We start from the raw sequence: 18,799 nt of genomic DNA, 5'->3' as shown, positions 1-18,799 counted from the left end.
TTGAAATAGTAATATTTTGTTATCTAAAAATTATATATTTGGAAAAAATCATTTATTAAACTAAACTTATTAATTATGAAAAATTTTTTAACATCAACTCAATTTGCCTGGATAATTAATGGTTTATCCTGGATTGTATTTGTCCTTACTGATAATCACGGACTTGAAATTCTGATGGGTTTATTATGTGGGTATGCTGCTTACGTTGGATACAGTAACTCAGATAAAAAATTATTAAGTGCCTCACTTTTTGATATGGCTTGGATGTTTTTATGGGGATTTGGGATAATGTAAAAGGTATTTAATTTTTAAAAAATAATCTGATGAAAAATCTACAATTATTTGCGATGGTGTTAATCGCGTTTGTCTTATTGGTTTCTTGCTCCTCCAAGACTCCCACTCTCTGTGATTGCTTGACAGATTCAAAATATGCACAAGTTGGAGACAGTAATTATAAAAAATGTCAAGAAGTTTTTAAAGATCATTATGGAACTTCAGATCCATCTTTAGATCAAATGAGAGATGATTATAACGAATGTAAATCCAAACAATAGACTAAATTTTAAATGATATGAAAAATATAGTAACAATTTTATGTTTGTCCCTATTATTGATTGCTTGTGATTCCAAGAAGTCGGATTCAGACTCGTCATCCCAATCAACAGAATCAACAACATCATCATCATCTTCTTCTTCTTCTGATCCTTGCGAAGATATGAGAAGTTATGATGCCGGTTTAGACTATGGTAAAAATGATAAAAAAGGGGCTGAAATTTCAGGAAATTCTATTTCTACCTGTGACGAAGTACTTCAAATTTACAATGACAATTATAATCAAGAATGCTTTTGTACTGGATTCTATAAAGGTCAGTCAGAAAACTAAATCATGTGTTGTTTACAACAAAAAAGCCTCAGATCTGTCGAAAGTCTGAGGCTTTTTTTTATTAGTTCATTAAATCCCATTTCCATCCCCACTTTGCGAGGCGGTAACGGACAGAATACCAAAGTACACCCAATCCATAGATCGAGCTTCGCTTGAAGTTGATCGAGGAGGCCTCGTCGAAGTATTTCGTTGGGCAAGTCACCTCACCTACTTCGAAACCTTTCCAGAAAAGCTGTAAGATCATTTGGTTATCAAAAATAAAATCGTCGTCGCATTTCGTGAACTTCACTGCCTCTAAGGCTTCTTTTGAGAACGCACGGTAACCGGTATGGTATTCGGAAAGCTTTTGGTCGATTAGGATATTTTGGAATAAAGTCAATAAGCGATTCGCGATGTACTTGTAAATAGGCATTCCGCCTTTTAATGCGCCTTTACCTAAAATACGGGACGCGAAAACGACGGGATATAAGCCGTTTCCGATGATCGAAATCATCGCTTTTAAAAGCATAGGCGTGTATTGGTAATCTGGATGCAACATGATGACAATGTCACCACCTAGTTCCAAAGCCTTCGTATAGCAAGTCTTTTGATTTCCCCCATAGCCCAGGTTTTTATCGTGTCTAATGACGTGCTTGATGCCTACCGCTTTCGCCACTTCTACCGTATTATCTGGGCTGTGGTCATCGACTAAAATCACCTCGTCCACCCAATCGTGCGGGATTTCATGGTATGTTTTCTCCAGGGTGAGCGCTGCCTTGTATGCGGGCATAACGACGATGACCTTTTTACCTTCGTACATAAATTTTCTGAGCTATTTTTGCGACCTTTGTGGGGCCAAAGTGTAAAATTAAATATTTATGAGCGAAACGCTATTTTTTCTTCTTTTTTCAGTGGGTGTGATGGCTGTCATGCTGATCGACCTAGGCATTTTTAAAAAGGATACCAGTGAAGAAGTAACTTTCAAGGAAGCGGGTTTCTGGACGGGGATGTGGGTTTTATTAGCGATTATGTTCTATATTTTCCTGGGCTATAATGGCGCGATGGTACATGGGATTACAGATATGCAAAGTCTAAAAGCGGTTCAGCAGGCCTATGCATCCCATATTGATTTAGGGACTGGGTCTTACCTGAAAGCCCTAGCTATATTCCAGGACAATCTATCGTTAGAGTTTATAACAGGCTACCTAGTAGAGTATTCTTTGTCGGCAGATAATGTGTTCGTCTTTATTTTAATTTTCAATTCCTTCGGTGTTCAAAAGCGTTACTACAAGAAAATCCTTGTTTGGGGCATCTTGGGAGCCATTATTTTGCGCTTAGTATTTATATTCCTGGGTGCGGCCTTATTGCAGAAATTTGATTGGATTATCTATGTTTTCGGTTCATTCTTAGTCTATACAGGGGTGAAGATTTTGTTTTCGAAACACGAAGAGGAAGAGATTGATACGGCTAATCATCCCGTAGTCCGTTTATTATCTCGTTTTTTCAATGTGTATAGAAGAAACGTGATCGGACATTTCTTTGTTCGGATGAAGAACACGGGTAAACTGTTTATTACACCCATTTTCGTTGTGGTTGTGGTGATTGCTTTTACGGATATTATTTTCGCAGTGGATTCGATTCCAGCCATTTTTTCTATTTCGAAAGACCCGTATATTGTCTTCTTTTCTAACGTTTTTGCGGTGATGGGCCTACGTTCACTCTTCTTTTTCCTGTCTAGTTTAATGGGCTTATTCCGCTTCTTACCGATGGGTTTAGGAGTCTTATTGAGCTTTGTAGGGGGAAAAATGCTGGCTCATTCGAAGTTAGAGGAGTGGGGATTTGGGACGCTATCTTCTTTAGCAGTGATCGTTGGGATTTTGACGATTAGTATTTTGTTAAGCCTTGCATTTCCGGAGAAGAAAAAGGCCTAGTGCCATTCCTTGACCATTTTACGGTATTGAAGAGGTGGGGTTTTCATCCAGGTTTTGAACTGTTTATTAAAATGAGATAGATTGCCAAAACCGCTCTCAAAACACACCTCAATCATTGGTTTGCTAGTTGTACGCAATAAGGTACAAGCATGTTTTACCCTAAATTCGGTCACTAATTCCACAAACGTTTTATTGGTCACTTTCTTGAAATAACGGCAAAAAGCCGTTTCGGTCATATTCGCTAAATGCGCTACCTCATCTAAGTGAACGTCCTGTGTATAATTGGCAATTACATAGGCATAAACCCTGTTGATTCGCTCTAAGTCACCTTCTGCGATCGCATAGTTCCCTTCCGTGGTATCAATAGCCTGAACATCTGCTGTTGAAATTCCGATCGTATGTAATATTTGCAAAAAGGAGATTAGTTGTGGGAATGGAGGCATGTCTACTAGTGTTAACATTTCTCTTGCGATGCGATCTTGTGTAGGCCCTACGATGGAGAATCCAGTTTTGGCTTTTTCTAATAGGTTTTTCAATCCGATACAAGCCTCATTTGAAAGAAAATCTTCTCCTAAAAAATCACGCTTAAAATGAATAACCAAAGCTTGGGCACCATCCGATTCGACCTCTTCTAGTAACCAATCTTTCCGGTGATTTTGCCAGCAATGGGGTAAGTTTTCCCCCAAAAGCACTAAGTCCCCCGGTCTGAAATCGCTAATCTGATTCCCTACAAAACGCTTTCCTTCCCCAGCAATGATTAGCGTTAATTCTAACTCAGGATGAAAATGGTAAGGTGCATCAAAACGTGCTTGTTTCACATGTTTGATTTGAAATCCGGAGCTGAGTTGTTCGAGCTGTGCTTTCATATAATTTTATCCTATTGGGGTGCTTAGATTCGCAGAAGGGTAAAATTGCATCTTTTTTGGCCAAAATAAAGGTAGACTGCTGAAATAATTTTTGAAATCTTTGCAAGAAAAAACAAATGCTACATCAGTCCTTATCCGTTTCGCATGAGCAAGCCGCTTATTTTAATGCAAACGGCCACGCCTACATTCCGGGCTTAATTTCAGCTGCAGAATTACAACCCTACCGCCAAGCGATTCTAGATTGGGCGGCGGACTTTCGCGCTCAGCAAAAACCAATGGAAGAGCGGGATACTTATGGAAAAGCTTTTTTACAGATGATGAATCTGTGGGAAACGTCAAAAACGATAAAGGAATTTACTTTAGCGAAGCGCTTTGCAGGGGTAGCTGCTCAATTACTAGGAGTTAAAAATGTTCGCCTTTACCACGACCAAGCACTTTTTAAAGAGCCGGGTGGTGGCCATACACCTTGGCATCAAGATCAATATTATTGGCCCATCGATACGCCTAAAACGGTAACGATGTGGATGCCCTTGGTAGATATTGAAGAAGGAATGGGAATGCTCACTTTTGCCTCCAAGTCTTCTGGAGCAGACCTTCCTAAGTTAGAAATATCAGACGAATCTGAATCATTGATTGGCGATTACGTAGCTAAACAAGGATATGAAATTGTGGCTCAAAAATCCATGAAAGCCGGCGATGCCACCTTCCACCTGGGTTGGACGCTACACAATGCGCCAGGGAATGAATCAACTAAAATGCGGGAGGTGATGACGATCATCTATATGGATGCGGAGGCTCGAGTGATGGAGCCCCAAAATCCGAATCAAGAAGCCGATCGCCAGCGTTGGTTACAGGGTTTAGCCCCAGGATTACCTGCTGCCTCTGCCCTAAATCCACTTATTTGAGGTTAGGGCAGTCGCAGTCGTTTTTCTTAAATAAGGACCATTTTTTCTTGTAAAGCTTAGGCTGGCGTTGACTCGCACAGGAGCCAGCAAGTAAGCCGATACAGAGAATAAGTAGTAGATAACGCATTATTTTAAACGTGCTTTAAAGTAATTTATCGCTAATCCCCAAGCCTCTTCCGTAGCTGCTTTATCATAAGCGGGGTTCGAAGGATTAGCAAAAGCGTGTTGCGCATCGAAGATTTTTGTTTGGATTCCTTTACCTGCCGTTTTCATGTTGGCTTCGAATTCCTTCACCACCGTCGGGTTGATAAATTGCTCTTTACCCGCAAAAAGGCCTAAAACATCCGTCTGTAATAATTTCAATTGCTCCACATCTTTCACTGGCATTCCATAATACATCACACAAGCTGCCGCTTGTTTACCTGCTAAAATAGATGCTTTCAAGGATAAAGCTCCGCCAAAACACCAACCCACCGTCGCAATCTTCGCTTTCGGTCCCACATAGGCAATGGCTCCTTTAATGATCGCTTCTAAACGAGCAGGATTCGCACCTCCCATATATTTCGCGGCATCTTCTCTGGTAGTTGCTACTTTTCCATCATACATATCGATGGCTAACACATTTACATTGCCTAAAGTGCTGTAGAAATGTTCTGCCTCTCTTTTGATATGGTCATTTAAACCCCACCATTCTTGAAAAACGAATAAGGTAATATCAGAAGGCTTATCAGCAGGGATATAAAATCCTTTCGCCATCTGATCATCTGGCGTCTTAAATTCGACCATTACTCCACCTGCTTTGCTGACGTGGTGATAAGGCTTCGGAAGTGCATGTGATTTAACAAAGTTTTTATTGGAGGCCAAAAGCTGCATTCCGTCTTTCTTTACGAAGCAACAAGAGACTTGAGAAAAGGCGAAAAACGAGGCGAAAACGAGTGCCAAGGTTATGATATATTTTTTCATAGCTCGATTTGAGAAATTTTTTCTTAAAAGTAGCCGAAAATTTCTGTTTTGCGCTAACTTTGTCCCAAACCTATTTATTTTAAACATGAAAAATTCCTCGTTCGGAATCCTCCGAATCACTCTCATTTTTGCCTTATTGGTTTCAACGCTTTCTGTCTTTGCACAAGCTGGTAACCCTTTAGCTGGTAAGAAAATTTTAGTTTTCTCTTCTACGAAGGGATTCCGCCACTCGTCCATTAAACCTGGACAAATTGCCTTGTTCAAAATGGCGTCAGAAAAAGGATTTTCAGTGGACACCACAGAGAATGCAGCCAATTTTACAGAGAAAAATTTGAAGCAATACCGCATTGTGGTGTTTTTAAACACGACATCTAATGTGTTAAATGACGTGCAACAAATTGCTTTTGAGCGCTATATTCAAGCGGGTGGAGCGTATTTTGGCATTCATGCAGCTACTGATACTGAATACGATTGGCCTTGGTATACAAAGTTAGCGGGTGGTCAATTCGCGTCTCACCCAGGTCGTCCAAATGTCCAAAAGGGAACATTTACAGCAGTTGACCGCACACACATTTCTACAGCACACATGCCGGAAACGTTCGATCGCACGGATGAGTTTTATGATACGAAGAACTTCAATAAAGATGTTAAAGTATTAATTACCTTAGACGAAAAGTCATATAAGGATGGTAAAATGGGCGATTTTCACCCAATGGCTTGGTACCATGAATACGATGGTGGCCGTGCATTCTACACGAATTGGGGACATACGCATGAGTCTTTTGAGGAGCCGATTGTGGTACAGCATATTTGGGGTGCGTTGCAATGGTTAGCGTCTGGTCGTCCTCAAGATTATACGAAAAAATTACGTTCAGAATTGCCACCAGAGGAAAATCGTTTCACGAAAGTGATTTTGGATCGCAATTTAGATGAGCCTACAGAACTTGCGGTGACTGATGGAGGAAAAATCTTCTTTGGAGAGCGCAAGGGTAAATTAAAGATGTATGATCCGAAAAAGGGGAAGACAAAGGTCGTTGCTGATTTGGACGTATTCTCGAAATTTGAATATGGTTTAATGGGGGTTAATATTGATCCTGATTACAATAAGAACCACTGGTTATATTTATTTTATTCTCCTCAAACAGGCAAAGCAGATACGGCTCAACACCTATCTCGATTTACCTACGACGACGTAAAGGATACCTTGCTAATGGATACCGAAAAGGTATTATTACGTGTGCCTGTAAAGCGTGACGGATGTTGCCATACAGGTGGTTCGATCGCTTGGGACAAATCAGGAAACTTGTTCTTGTCCACGGGTGATGACACAAATCCATTTGATTCTAATGGATACGGACCTATGGACAACCGTCCAGGTCGTGCAGGTTGGGATGCGCGTGCAACATCCTCTAACACCAATGATTTAAGAGGAAAGATTTTACGTATCAAGCCTACACCAGAGGGTGGTTACACTATTCCGGAAGGCAATTTGTATCCAGCGGGGATCTACCATGCTAAACCAGAGATTTATGTGATGGGTAATCGTAATCCATACCGTATCTCTGTCGATAAGCGTACCGGTTTCTTGTATTGGGGCGAAGTAGGTCCAGATGCGGGTGAAGATTCAAAGAAATATGGTCCACGTGGACATGATGAAGTGAATCAAGCGCGTCAGGCAGGTTACTTCGGTTGGCCATTATTCGTGGCGGATAACCGTCCTTATAACCAGCGTGATTTTGCAAAAGACAGCACTTGGGCTACGTTTAATCCCAAAGCTCCTATAAACACTTCCCCTCACAATACGGGATTTGCTCATTTGCCTGCAGCTCAGAAAGCATTCATTTATTACCCTTATGCTGATTCTCCAGAATTTGGCCCAGTAATCTCCAAGGGTTCTCGTAACGCGATGGCTGGTCCGATTTATTACCGTGATGATTTTCCGGCTACTTCGAAGACTAAATTCCCAGCCTATTATGATGGGAAATTCTTCGCTTATGATTGGTCTCGTGATATGATTTATACGGTATCCATGAATGCAAAAGGAGACTTCGTTCAAATGGAGCGTTTCTTGCCTAATACGACTTTCTCTCATCCAATGGATTTAGAGTTCGATAACAAGGGCACAATGTATGGATTAGAATATGGGCCGAATTGGTTTGCGGCTAGTGAGGATGCAGCACTCTATAAAATTGAGTACAATGCGGGAAATAGAACTCCTAAGGTGATGGTTTCAGTAGACAAGCCAGTGGGTGCTTTGCCTTTGAGTGTTAAATTCTCTTCTAAAGGAACGATTGACTATGATGGAGACGCGATTAAATATGCGTGGAATTTTGGGGATGGAGGAACAAGCTCCTCTGCTAATCCAACACATGTATTTACAAAAGCGGGAATTTACAATGTGAAGTTAACTGTGAAAGATGCGGCTGGAAATTCGAATACGGAAATGGTTAAAATCACAGCGGGTAATGAAGTGCCAGCGGTAGATGTAACTATTGAGGGAAACAAATCATTCTATTGGAACGACAAGCCGATAACTTATAAAGTATCGGTGCAAGATAAAGAGGATGGAAGTTTAGCGAATAAGAAGATTGCAGAGGACGAAGTTGTGATGCAAATCGATTATCTAGAAGGATTTGACAAAACAATCATTGCGCAAGGGCACCAAGCGAATACCTCATTCTCTGCAGGTAAGCGTCTGATTGATTTATCAGATTGCAAGACTTGTCACGCGGTTGAAAAGAAATCTATTGGACCATCTTACACAGATATCAGTAAGAAATACCGTGCGAGCTCACAAAACATCGATGAATTATCAAAGAAGATTATCGCTGGTGGTGGTGGAGTTTGGGGCGAGAATGCCATGGCAGCTCACCCACAAATTTCGGTAGCTGATTCACGTGAAATGGTTAAATACATTTTAGGTTTATCTGACAAAAAGAAAGCATCCAAGCCAGTGGCTGGACAATATATTCCTCAAGACAAAGGAAAGCCAGGAACATTTATCTTCCGTGCGATGTACACAGACAAAGGAGCAGGCAAAATTGCCCCAGTAACAGGCTCTAAAGTCGTGACTTTACGTGATGCGAAGTTCCCAGCTGTAAGTGCAGATGCAACCGCTAAAACGATGAAGTATAAAGTAGATGGTATCGGAGAAATTTTAGTTTCGACGGGTCCAGGTGGATATGCGCGTTATGATGCAATCGACTTAACTGGGATAAAGAATCTATCTGTTATGGCTACTTATATGGCCGGCCAAACGGTAGGTGGTCAATTAGAGCTTAGAACAGGTAGCGTCACAGGTCCATTAGTGGGGTCTGTTGAAGTAAACGCAACGAAGGCTTACGACTTCCCAATAAATATGTCAGGTGTTCATGATGTCTACTTAGTATTTGTGAATGACAAAGTGAAAGAAGGAGCCTTGTATGCTCTGATGAATTTGAACTTCCAGAATTAAGCTGGAAGTCTTATACGAAAAAAGCCCCGAGCGATCGGGGCTTTTTTTATGCTCTTTCGGATAACTCGAGCCAGCGCATTTCCTTTTCTTCTAAGGTATTTTTGATATCCTCGATGGCCTTGGCCCAATCGGTTAATAATTGGAAGTCGTCCGAGCCTTGGTTAAGTTTTTCAACGAGTGCTTCTTTTTCAGCTTCGAGAGACGCCATCTCTTTCTCTATTTCTTCGAATTCCTTCTGTTCCTTGAAGCTAAGCTTAGGTCCTTTCGGGGCTGTGGGAGCAGCAGTCGAAGGCGCTTTAACCGGACTTTGCTTTGTTGCTGGTTCATCCTCTTTATTCTCCAGGGCAATGCGATAATCCGTATAGTTTCCGTTGAAGAATTTTACCTCTCCTTCGCCTTCCACCAGGATCAATTGATCTACTAGATTATCCATGAAATAACGATCATGGGAAACCAGTAAAAGACAACCTTGGAATTCAGTTAAGAAGTCTTCTAAGAGTTGTAAGGTATCTAAGTCTAAATCGTTTGTGGGCTCATCCAGAATCAAGAAGTTAGGATTCTTCACGAGCACACGCATTAATTGCAAGCGTTTTTTCTCGCCACCACTTAGCTTCTCCACTGGGGTATATTGCTGAGCGGTAGTGAAGAGGAATTTGCTTAAAAACTGGCTTGGGCTCAGTGATTCGTTCTTTCCGTAAGGAATGACTTCGGCGATCTCTGTGATCGTGTCGATAACGCGTTGTTCTGGGCGGAAATCGAAAGGGATTTGGGTATAATAACCCACCACAAGTGTTTCGCCTGGATCGATGGTTCCTGAATCAGGTTGTTCTAATCCGGTTAGGAGTTGTAAGAATGTTGTTTTGCCGGCGCCGTTTTTACCTACGATTCCGATGCGGTCTTTCTTCTTAAAGGTGTAGGTAAAGTCGTTGATAATCTTCTTGTCTCCCCAAGCCTTTTTTAGGTGGTTGATTTCGATGATCTTATTGCCGAGACGGGACATTTGGATGTTGAGTTCCAGTTTGCTGTCGTCTAATTTTTTGTTCGCTTTTTCTTCTGTTTCGTAGAAGGCATCAATGCGGGACTGGGACTTGGTTCCACGCGCTTTCGGTTGCTTGCGCATCCACTCAAGTTCTTTACGGTAGAGGTTTTTTGCTTTCGAAATGCTGCTGGCATCTGAGGCTTCGCGTTCGGCTTTTTTCTCTAAGAAATAGGCGTAATTGCCTTCGTAGGTGTAGATGGATCCGTCGGCTAATTCCATCATTTTATTACAGACCTTATCCAGGAAATAACGGTCGTGGGAAACGACTAAAACGGTGACGTTAGGGCCGGACATGATGCCTTCTAACCATTCGATGGTTTCGATGTCCAAATGGTTCGTCGGCTCATCCAGAATCATAATGTCTGGACTCTCGATCAAAAGTTTGGCGAGGGAGAGGCGTTTCTTTTGGCCCCCAGATAAAGTCGATACTTTTTGATCTCCATCCGGAATGCCTAAGCGGCTAATGATTTGCTTTGCACGTGCCTCGTAATCCCAGGCGTTATGAGCCTCCATTAAAGCAAAGGCATCTTCCAGTTCTTTCGAATCACCTGAAAGCATTGCTTTTTCATAGGATTTGATGGCTACCGCGCTAGGTAAATCGTCTGAGAAAAGATAATTAAGCACTTGTTCGTTTTCGGCGAAAATGGGATTCTGCGGTAGATAGCCCACACGAATTCCTTTGCGGATAGAAATATTTCCCTCGTCCGGAGTTTGCATGCCCATGAGGGATTCCATCAAGGTGGTTTTACCTGTCCCATTCTTTCCGATGAGGGCTACTTTTTCCCCTTTTTGGAGGCCAAAAAATAGTCCTTTAAACACCCATCTTTCGCCTAGGTTGCGTGATATGTTTTCCGCCGATAAATAATTCATTCGTTTGTTGTTGAGAATTCAATTAAGAATTCGATTCCATCTCTTCTTGTTTCATTTTACGCTTCAAGACGCGGCCTGAAACGCCGATACTGATCTCATACAAACCCAAAAGTGGAAACGCCACTAAGAGTTGTGAAATCACATCCGGAGAAGGAGTGATGATCGCCGCCACGATAAAAATGACAATAAGGGCATGTCTACGGTATTCCCGCATGAAGGACGGGGTTAAAATGCCTACTTGAGATAGCACAAAGGCAATCATCGGTAATTGGAAGGTAATTCCACATGCCAGGGTTAACATCGCTAACAATGAAATGTAGTCGTTGATATCGAACTGGTTTTGTATGGTCGGGTCTAATTTAAAGTTCGCCAGAAAGTTAATGGCCATGGGAGATACCACATAATAGCCAAAAGCCACTCCGCTAAAAAACAAAAGCGAAACCCAGAAAACCGCACCTCTGGCCGCCTGCAATTCCTTGCTCTTTAAACCCGGTTTGATGAAGCGCCACAATTCGTGGAACATATAAGGGAATGCGAATAAAAGACCAACGATGATGGACTGTGTTAGTGCCATCATAAACTGGCCTGATACCTCTCTACTTTGAAGAATAAAATCGGCTCTTTGCATGCACAAGCTAGGCATATTGAAGAGTTCAGCGGCTTTGCACAGGATTTGGTTCGTATAAAAATCCGTCTTCGTAGGCCCTAAAATGATCGAGCTGAAGATGAATTCGCGGAAGAACCAAGCGGCTACCGCAAAGACAAAAAAGGAAGCAACAGATCGCAGAATATGCCATCTTAATTCCTCTAGGTGACCCAGGAAGGACATTTCTGTTCCATCCGATGCGTCATCGTCGTCGAAATCGTCAAAATCTTGATCTGCAGCCATGTGTTATTATAGGTATAATGGGAATTGCTTCACCCACTCATTTACTTCTGTTTTGATTGATTTCAATACCGCCTCGTTATCGTGGTTCATCAAGGCTTTATCGACCATGTCCACAATTTGAGACATATCGCCTTCTTTCAATCCTCTTGTTGTCATCGCCGCTGTTCCCACACGCATACCTGAAGTAACGAATGGTGACTTGTCGTCGAATGGAACCATGTTTTTGTTAATCGTAATATCTGCTTGAATCAAGGTGTTCTCCGCTAATTTACCGCTTAAGCCTTTCGGACGTAAGTCGATTAACATCAAGTGATTGTCTGTACCTCCTGAGATGATATCATATCCTTTCGTTAAAAAGGCCTTCGCCATCGCCTGCGCATTTAACTGCACTTGCTTCGCGTAGTCTGCAAATGTAGGTGTCAAAGCCTCTGCAAACGCAATCGCTTTCGCCGCAATCACGTGCTCTAATGGTCCACCCTGTGTTCCAGGGAAAACAGCAGCGTCTAAGCAGGCAGACATCATTTTTAATTCGCCTTTCAAGGTTTTAAATCCAAACGGATTCTCGAAATCATTTCCCATCATAATCAAACCACCACGTGGTCCACGAAGCGTTTTGTGCGTCGTCGTCGTTATGATGTGGCAATGTTGAACTGGGTTATTTAATAAACCCTTCGCGATTAACGCAGATGGGTGAGAAATATCAGCTAATAGGATGGCACCTACGGAGTCAGCGATGGAACGAAGTCTTGCATAATCCCAATCACGAGAATAAGCAGACGCCCCGCAAATTAGTAATCTTGGTTTTTCTTTTAACGCAGTAGCTTCTACCTTATCCCAATCGATTAATCCCGTCTCTTTTTCTACGCCGTAGAAGAAAGCTTGGAAATATTTTCCCGAGAAATTTACTGGGGAACCGTGCGAAAGGTGACCACCGTGAGATAAATCAAATCCTAAGATTTTATCACCTGGGTTTAAGAAAGATAAAAATACGGCCGCATTCGCTTGTGCTCCAGAGTGAGGTTGAACGTTCGCCCAAGCCGCTCCAAATAATTTCTTCGCACGTTCGATCGCTAGGGTTTCCACTTCATCCACTACTTCACAACCCCCATAATAACGCTTTCCTGGAAGACCTTCGGCGTATTTATTCGTTAAAACACTTCCCTGTGCTTCCATCACCTGAGGAGATGTGAAGTTTTCAGAGGCGATTAATTCAATGCCAAATTCTTGACGATGCGCCTCCTGGTTAATCAGGTCAAAAATCTCTTTGTCTCGTTGTGTAGGAAAAGTGGATGCCATAAAAATAAATGCTTTCTGGATTACAATTTGAAAGGTCAAAAGTACGTTTTTTTCTCCAAATTGAAAAACGAAAAGCCGGTATAATAAGACAAATATCACACGCGTTTCCGCGCTTTTTTCTTAATTTTGGTTTTGCATTTTGAGACAAACATGAAATTAAAGTATATCGCCTTTCTTTTGTTCGCATTTATGGCCATCCCGGCTCTCGCACAAAAGATTACACCCGCTAAGTGGTCTTGGTCCATCAAACCTGCAAACCCGAAAGTGGGGGAGCAAGCCGAGGTCATTTTCAAAGTGGCTATTGAAAAGGACTGGTATCTGTATTCATCTGATTTTGACAAAGATTTAGGCCCCACGGTAACTACCGTTACTTTCAAGCCGGGTGCCGGATATCAAACCATCGGTGGATTGAAAGCCATTAACCCACATTCGAAAAATGACACGGAGATTTGGAATGGTACCTATACCTATTTTACAGGGCAAGGGGAATTCCGCCAAAAGATTAAAATAACCGCCCCGGAGTATAAGATCGAGGGTTCTTATGATTCACAGTCATGCTCGAATGTTTCTGGACTTTGTGTGCCTATAAGGGGGATATTTAGTTTAGAGGGCAAGGCGGAAGCTATCGCGGGAAAAGATACGGCGGCCGCCCCTCCAATTTCTTTGGATTCGGTGGTAGAAGCACCAGCAGTACAAGCAGCTCCTGTTGCTCCTACTGTTCCATCCGTTCAAGCACCACAAGAGGAATCCTTATTCGCCTTCTTCTGGATTGCTTTAGGTGCCGGATTCCTAGCTCTTTTAACTCCCTGTGTTTATCCATTGATCCCGATGACCGTGAGTTTCTTCACGAAACAAAAGGGCGGAAAAGGCCTGGCGTTCTTATATGGTGGATTTATCGTGCTAATCTATGTGTTTTTTGGAACGTTATTAGCCTTCTTCGCGGGGGCTAGTTTTGCGAACTTCTTGAGTACGCACTGGATTCCGAATATGCTCTTCTTTACGATATTTATCTTGTTCGGTATTTCGTTCTTAGGCGCATTTGAAATTGTATTGCCATCAAATTTAGTGAACACAGTGGATGCGAAATCGGACAAAGGCGGGTTCATCGGCGTCTTCTTTATGGCCTTCACGTTGGTATTGGTTTCGTTCTCTTGCACGGGGCCTTTAGCTGGATCCATCTTGATTGCGGCCTCACAGGGTGCTTTCTTGAAACCGATCATCGGGATGCTGGGCTTCTCTTTAGCCTTCGCTATTCCTTTTACAATGTTCGCGATTTTCCCTGGATTCATGCAGAAGTTGCCTAAGTCGGGTAATTGGATGAATGAAGTAAAGGTGGTTTTAGGTTTCTTAGAAATTGCCTTAGCATTCAAATTCTTAAGTGTAGCAGATCAGGTATACCACTGGCATTTATTGGATCGCGAGATATTCTTGGCGATTTGGATTGCGATTTTCACCGCCTTGACCTTGTATTTATTCGGGAAGATTTCCTTGCCACACGATGGGCCTGCCAAGAACCTTTCGGTTCCACGTACCTTGTTTGCGACGGCGGTTTTAGCTTTTGTGATTTACTTGGTTCCGGGGATGTTCGGAGCGCCGTTGAAAGGACTTTCGGGTTGGTTGCCTCCGATGAATTCGCAGGATTTCAAAGGGTCGCAAGCAACAGAGTCTTCCACGCAAAACAGTGAAGCATTATATAGCGATTTCTTAGAGTTGCCTTTGGGCTTGACGGGTTATTTCGATTTCGAGCAAGCGAAAGCCGCAGCCTTGAAAGCGAACAAACCTTTGTTCATCGACTTCACCGGACACGGCTGTGTGAATTGTCGGAAGATGGAGGAGTATGTTTGGTCTGATCCGGCTGTGCTTCAGCGTCTGAAACAAGATTACGTGGTAGTGGCTTTGTATTGCGATGACAAGACGGAGTTGCCGGCAAACAAGTGGTATACCTCGAAAGTGGATGGTCAAGAGAAGAAGACCTTAGGGGACCAAAATCTTGACTTCCAAATCACCCGCTTCAACTCGAACGCTCAACCGCATTATGTTTTATTAGATCCGCGCAATGACGCAAAGCCAATGGTGACTCCTGTTGCTTTTGATGCGAATGTTGCGCATTTTGTCACTTTCTTAGATCAAGGAAAGACCATCTATCAATCCGCAAAATAATGTCTTGGGCAGCCTATTCTGGTGTAATGATCGCCACGGGATTGAAGTTTATTGCGGGACCTATCACGGGTTTCAGCCTTGGCTTAACCTGGTATGAAACGGTACTTTTTACATGGTTAGGGGCGATGGCTACAGTAACGATTATTGTTACGTTAGGCAAAGCCATCTTGGGCTTGATTGCCAAATACCGAACAACAAAACCGAAGATTTTTTCTAAACGTATCCGCTATGCGGTGGATATCTGGCAGCGATTTGGAATGAAAGGAATTGCAGCCCTAACTCCTTTAATCTTTACGCCCATCGGTGGAAGTTTATTATCGCTGTCTTTTAAAGTGCCCACGCCTCGTATTCTATTCTTGATGGGAATCTCATCACTGATTTGGTCCTTGATCTATGTGGCCGGTATCTACCAATTGACTTTCTTGCGGGATATGCTCGTTCATTAGCCCGAGGAATAAGGCCACAAAAAAAGCCGGATAAACCGGCTTCTTAAAATCTATATTCTCAGGAATTAGTTTCCTTGGTTGATTGCTTTTCCTTTGAATAATTTCTCGCGGATTGCATTTGCTTTTACTTCTAACTCAGGTTTTGCATCGTAAGTTAACTTAGTTTGAACCGCTGCGCTGTCTGGGTGAACACCATAAACGTATTCGTCATCTTTACGTACGTCTTTTTGTTTAATCGTGTTATTTTTTTGGTAATCACAAGAAGTCGCTACCGCTAAAATGGCTACTAAAGAAAGTAAATTTGATAATTTCATAAGGCTGTGTCAATAATTATTTGCAAAAATAAGGAATGGGACTTCGTTTGCCTAACTTTCCTCCAATTTTTTAAGTTGATCTGCTAAAAAGTTCATCAATTCTTGAATATAGGGCTTGCTGAAATTGAATTCGATTCCAGCTGTCGCATAAATCGTTTTCATCGGCTGTGTATAGCCAAGAGAAAGTGCGGCGATGTATTGCTCGAGGGCTTTTTTCGGGTTTTGGCAATAATTACGCCAAACCGCCAGCGCCCCTAACTGCGCTATTGCATATTCAATATAGTAGAACGGCACTTCGAATAGGTGCAATTGTTTTTGCCAAATATTCGATCGCACCTCCGCTAATCCATCCCAATCAGTCACCGAATCTGAGAAACGAGAAACGATCTCATTCCACTTCTCTTCCCGTTGCGCTACTGAATGTGTAGGGTTTTCATACACCCAGTGCTGGAATGCATCGATCGTCGCCACCCAAGGTAAGGTTTCCAAGATGTCTTCCAAGTGTTTAATCTTCGCTCTTTTTGCTTCCTCCGGATTCGCAAAATAATGTCCCCACAGGTCCATAGTCATCAATTCCATGCTCATGGAAGCTAATTCAGCCACCTCAGAAGGGAAATTTCGGAAGGAGTTTAAGGCGAGGTCTTTGGTCAAAATACTGTGCACCGCGTGCCCGCCTTCGTGTAACAAAGTCACTACATCACGCACCGTTCCCGCCGCATTCATGAAGATGAACGGGTAACCTGTTTCTTCCAAAGGATAATTATATCCGCCCGGGTTCTTTCCCTTACGGGAATCCAAATCGAAGCGATCCAAAGTCACCATTTCCTTCAGGCAATTACCCAAGAACGGATCCATCTCGTCGAACACTTCGATTGTTTTCTCTAGTAATTCTTCGCCCGTTTCAAAAGGTTTCAAAGGACCACGACCAAAAGGGTCTACTGCTTTGTCCCAAGGCTTCAAGGCATCAATCCCCATTTCTTGCTTGCGCTTCGTAGCGGCCTCATTTAACAAAGGAACCACGGTTTCAGCCACCGCCTCATGGAATTCAAAGCATTCCGCCGGACCGTAGTCGAAGCGACCCAAACTAGCGAAAGCATAGTCACGGTAGTTTTCGAAATCTGCATTCTGAGCGACTTGATGGCGCTTTTCGATCAGCGAAGTATATAAGTCGTTCAGCTCCGTTTTGATACTTAAACGTTTCTCCACCATCGTGCGATAGACTGATTCGCGTTCTGCACGGTCAGTGGACTCTAAAAGGGCGCCCGCTTGCTGCAAAGTTTTCTCTTCGCCTTTAATTGTTACCATTAAGGCGCCAGTTAAGGCTCCGTAATTGGTTTCTAAATTCTGCAATTCGGTGAATAAAGGAATATTCTCTTCGCGGAAGATTTCGATGGCCTTTTTCATGCCGCGTAACATCACCGGGTAGCCCGTTTCTTTTAGCTCTGAAACAAAGGGACTTTCGATCACCTTCTTGTTCCACGCGTCGTCGAAAACAGAGGCGTTCGGCATGATCTCGTTGACAAACTGTGCGTAGCTCGTTTGCAAAGTCTCATTTTGGTTATCGCAAGACATTTTGATGTAGCGCCACGCGAAGTTTTCCGAGAGGTAGGATTCTAATTCGGATCTATTCGCGCAAAAAGCACGTAAATCAGAAATGCTAGCGATTTCCGTCGCGCTCAATTTTTCAAAATAGGGCAACACCGATTCCCATGTACTCAACTGAAAATCTGCCGGCAAAAATGTTCTATTTCTCATATTAATCTAAGTCAATCACCACCCCAGCGCTCAATGGATGCGCCACGCAGGTTAAAATATAGCCTTTCGCGATTTCGCCCGGGGTTAAGCCGTCTTCCTCGTCCATTCCCACTTTTCCGTTAGAACAAAGGCCCATACAAGCCGTGCACATTCCTGCTTGGCAGGAATAAGGGATATCAATATCAGCCTCTAATGCGGCTTCTAAAATAGTTTCGCTTGGTTGAACGGTAATTTTATGTTCTTTCCCCTCGTAAATCAGGGTCACTTCTTGGGTTTGCAATGACCCATCCTCTTCCGCTTGCTCCATGGCTTCACTGGCCACCACCCCAAAAGATTCTTGGTGAATCTGACCCGTCGGCACATCAAACATCGCTAAAGACGATTGTACCTCTGTCATCATCCCTTGCGGTCCGCACAAATAATAGTGAGCAGACGCGATGTCCAGTCCTAATTCCTGCTTTAAATAATACACGATGGAGGCTTGGTTAATTCGACCTTTTAAGCCTGGCCAATTAACTGCAGGTTGAGAGATGACATGCAATACTTTCAAGCGATCAGTGTGCACGCTCTCTAATGAGTCCAATACTTTTTTGAAGATGATTTGGTCTTCATGACGAGAGCCATAAATTAGGTGAATCTTTGATAAAGGCTCACCGTGTAGGATCGTTTTGATCATCGATAGCAAGGGTGTAATGCCAGATCCAGCTCCCACGAACACGTAGTTTTTAGAAGCAGTAGAATCGGGTTCCACGGAAAAATTTCCCATCGGTTCGAGCACCTCTAAGCTGTCACCCACCTGAAGGGTATCACATAAAAAATTAGATACTAAGCCACCCTCGATACGTTTTACGGTGATCGCCGGAGACATATCGGTCTTGGAAGAAGAAGATAAACTATAACTTCTGCGGACTTTTTTACCTTCGATCTCGGGAATGACGGTTAAAAATTGACCCGATAGATAATGCAAAGCATCGTGAATGGGCTGCCAAAAATGGATCGTCTTCGTGTCGATCGTTTCGTCGGTGATTTCTTTAATTTTTAAATGCATA

At 42.8% G+C, this 18,799-nt stretch carries 16 protein-coding genes; 7 read left to right on the top strand and 9 right to left on the bottom strand.

The genetic code is table 11. The features are described from left to right. The first annotated feature begins 75 nt into the window (after window positions 1–75). Both ACILP5_RS08160 and ACILP5_RS08155 read left to right on the top strand, forming a co-directional pair. Entirely contained in the window at window positions 76–294 is a 219-nt protein-coding gene (locus tag ACILP5_RS08160) for a hypothetical protein (RefSeq protein WP_395618165.1), read from the top strand. Between the two features lie 277 nt (window positions 295–571). Further along, on the top strand, window positions 572–883 hold the full coding sequence (locus ACILP5_RS08155) for a hypothetical protein (protein WP_395618164.1): 312 nt from the start codon (window positions 572–574) through the stop codon (window positions 881–883). Window positions 884–944: 61 nt separating this feature from the next. Here the strand turns inward: ACILP5_RS08155 and ACILP5_RS08150 are convergent, their stop codons facing one another. Beyond that, window positions 945–1,682, bottom strand: coding sequence for a glycosyltransferase family 2 protein (locus ACILP5_RS08150; RefSeq protein WP_395618163.1), 738 nt, complete (start codon window positions 1,680–1,682; stop codon window positions 945–947). Between the two features lie 52 nt (window positions 1,683–1,734). On the opposite strand from ACILP5_RS08150, the gene ACILP5_RS08145 reads away from it, so the two are divergent. Beyond that, window positions 1,735–2,793, top strand: coding sequence for a TerC/Alx family metal homeostasis membrane protein (locus tag ACILP5_RS08145; RefSeq protein ID WP_395618171.1), 1,059 nt, complete (start codon window positions 1,735–1,737; stop codon window positions 2,791–2,793). Here ACILP5_RS08145 and ACILP5_RS08140 read toward each other — a convergent pair. Beyond that, window positions 2,790–3,659: an AraC family transcriptional regulator gene (locus ACILP5_RS08140; protein WP_395618162.1), complete on the bottom strand. Its 870-nt coding sequence runs from the start codon at window positions 3,657–3,659 to the stop codon at window positions 2,790–2,792. The two genes, ACILP5_RS08145 and ACILP5_RS08140, sit on opposite strands and share 4 nt — an antisense overlap. A gap of 116 nt (window positions 3,660–3,775) precedes the next feature. Here ACILP5_RS08140 and ACILP5_RS08135 point away from each other — a divergent pair, with 116 nt between their 5' ends. Continuing rightward, window positions 3,776–4,564 carry a phytanoyl-CoA dioxygenase family protein gene (locus tag ACILP5_RS08135; RefSeq protein WP_395618161.1) on the top strand — a complete coding sequence of 263 codons (789 nt, stop codon included), beginning with the start codon at window positions 3,776–3,778 and terminating at the stop codon, window positions 4,562–4,564. A 126-nt stretch (window positions 4,565–4,690) separates the two neighbouring features. On the opposite strand, the gene ACILP5_RS08130 is transcribed toward ACILP5_RS08135, so the two are convergent. After that, the gene (locus ACILP5_RS08130; protein ID WP_395618160.1) at window positions 4,691–5,527 is read right to left on the bottom strand and encodes a dienelactone hydrolase family protein; all 837 of its coding nucleotides are present in this window, start codon (window positions 5,525–5,527) and stop codon (window positions 4,691–4,693) included. A gap of 85 nt (window positions 5,528–5,612) precedes the next feature. Here ACILP5_RS08130 and ACILP5_RS08125 point away from each other — a divergent pair, with 85 nt between their 5' ends. Continuing rightward, window positions 5,613–8,981 (top strand): ThuA domain-containing protein, encoded by a 3,369-nt coding sequence (locus ACILP5_RS08125; RefSeq protein WP_395618159.1) that lies wholly within the window; start codon window positions 5,613–5,615, stop codon window positions 8,979–8,981. 46 nt (window positions 8,982–9,027) lie between these two features. On the opposite strand, the gene ACILP5_RS08120 is transcribed toward ACILP5_RS08125, so the two are convergent. From ACILP5_RS08120 to glyA, 3 genes are read right to left on the bottom strand one after another with little or no spacing between them, the layout of a single operon-like run. Further along, window positions 9,028–10,890, bottom strand: coding sequence for an ABC-F family ATP-binding cassette domain-containing protein (locus ACILP5_RS08120; RefSeq protein ID WP_395618158.1), 1,863 nt, complete (start codon window positions 10,888–10,890; stop codon window positions 9,028–9,030). Between the two features lie 22 nt (window positions 10,891–10,912). Then, window positions 10,913–11,779: a twin-arginine translocase subunit TatC gene (gene tatC / locus ACILP5_RS08115; protein WP_395618157.1), complete on the bottom strand. Its 867-nt coding sequence runs from the start codon at window positions 11,777–11,779 to the stop codon at window positions 10,913–10,915. Window positions 11,780–11,785: 6 nt separating this feature from the next. Then, window positions 11,786–13,075, bottom strand: a complete 1,290-nt coding sequence (gene glyA / locus ACILP5_RS08110) for a serine hydroxymethyltransferase (protein ID WP_395618156.1) — start codon at window positions 13,073–13,075, stop codon at window positions 11,786–11,788. Window positions 13,076–13,225: 150 nt separating this feature from the next. On the opposite strand from glyA, the gene ACILP5_RS08105 reads away from it, so the two are divergent. Together ACILP5_RS08105 and ACILP5_RS08100 are read left to right on the top strand one after the other, a co-directional pair. Beyond that, entirely contained in the window at window positions 13,226–15,235 is a 2,010-nt protein-coding gene (locus tag ACILP5_RS08105; protein ID WP_395618155.1) for a cytochrome c biogenesis protein CcdA, read from the top strand. Further along, window positions 15,235–15,681 carry a hypothetical protein gene (locus ACILP5_RS08100; RefSeq protein WP_395618154.1) on the top strand — a complete coding sequence of 149 codons (447 nt, stop codon included), beginning with the start codon at window positions 15,235–15,237 and terminating at the stop codon, window positions 15,679–15,681. Before ACILP5_RS08105 ends, ACILP5_RS08100 begins: the two co-directional genes overlap by 1 nt. A 65-nt stretch (window positions 15,682–15,746) precedes the next feature. On the opposite strand, the gene ACILP5_RS08095 is transcribed toward ACILP5_RS08100, so the two are convergent. The 3 genes from ACILP5_RS08095 to ACILP5_RS08085 are packed head-to-tail and all read right to left on the bottom strand — an operon-like array spanning window position 15,747 to window position 18,798. Beyond that, window positions 15,747–15,995: a hypothetical protein gene (locus ACILP5_RS08095; protein WP_395618153.1), complete on the bottom strand. Its 249-nt coding sequence runs from the start codon at window positions 15,993–15,995 to the stop codon at window positions 15,747–15,749. Between the two features lie 51 nt (window positions 15,996–16,046). Further along, window positions 16,047–17,750, bottom strand: coding sequence for a M3 family oligoendopeptidase (locus ACILP5_RS08090; RefSeq protein ID WP_395618152.1), 1,704 nt, complete (start codon window positions 17,748–17,750; stop codon window positions 16,047–16,049). 1 nt (window position 17,751) lies between these two features. Beyond that, the gene (locus ACILP5_RS08085) at window positions 17,752–18,798 is read right to left on the bottom strand and encodes a 2Fe-2S iron-sulfur cluster-binding protein (protein WP_395618151.1); all 1,047 of its coding nucleotides are present in this window, start codon (window positions 18,796–18,798) and stop codon (window positions 17,752–17,754) included. Window position 18,799 lies beyond the last annotated feature (1 nt).

The organism is Aquirufa sp., from assembly GCF_044239315.1.
Classification (GTDB): Bacteria; Bacteroidota; Bacteroidia; order Cytophagales; family Spirosomataceae; genus Aquirufa.
The sequence above is the reverse complement of the archived record's forward strand: the minus strand, read 5'-3'. Positions and strand labels throughout refer to the sequence as shown.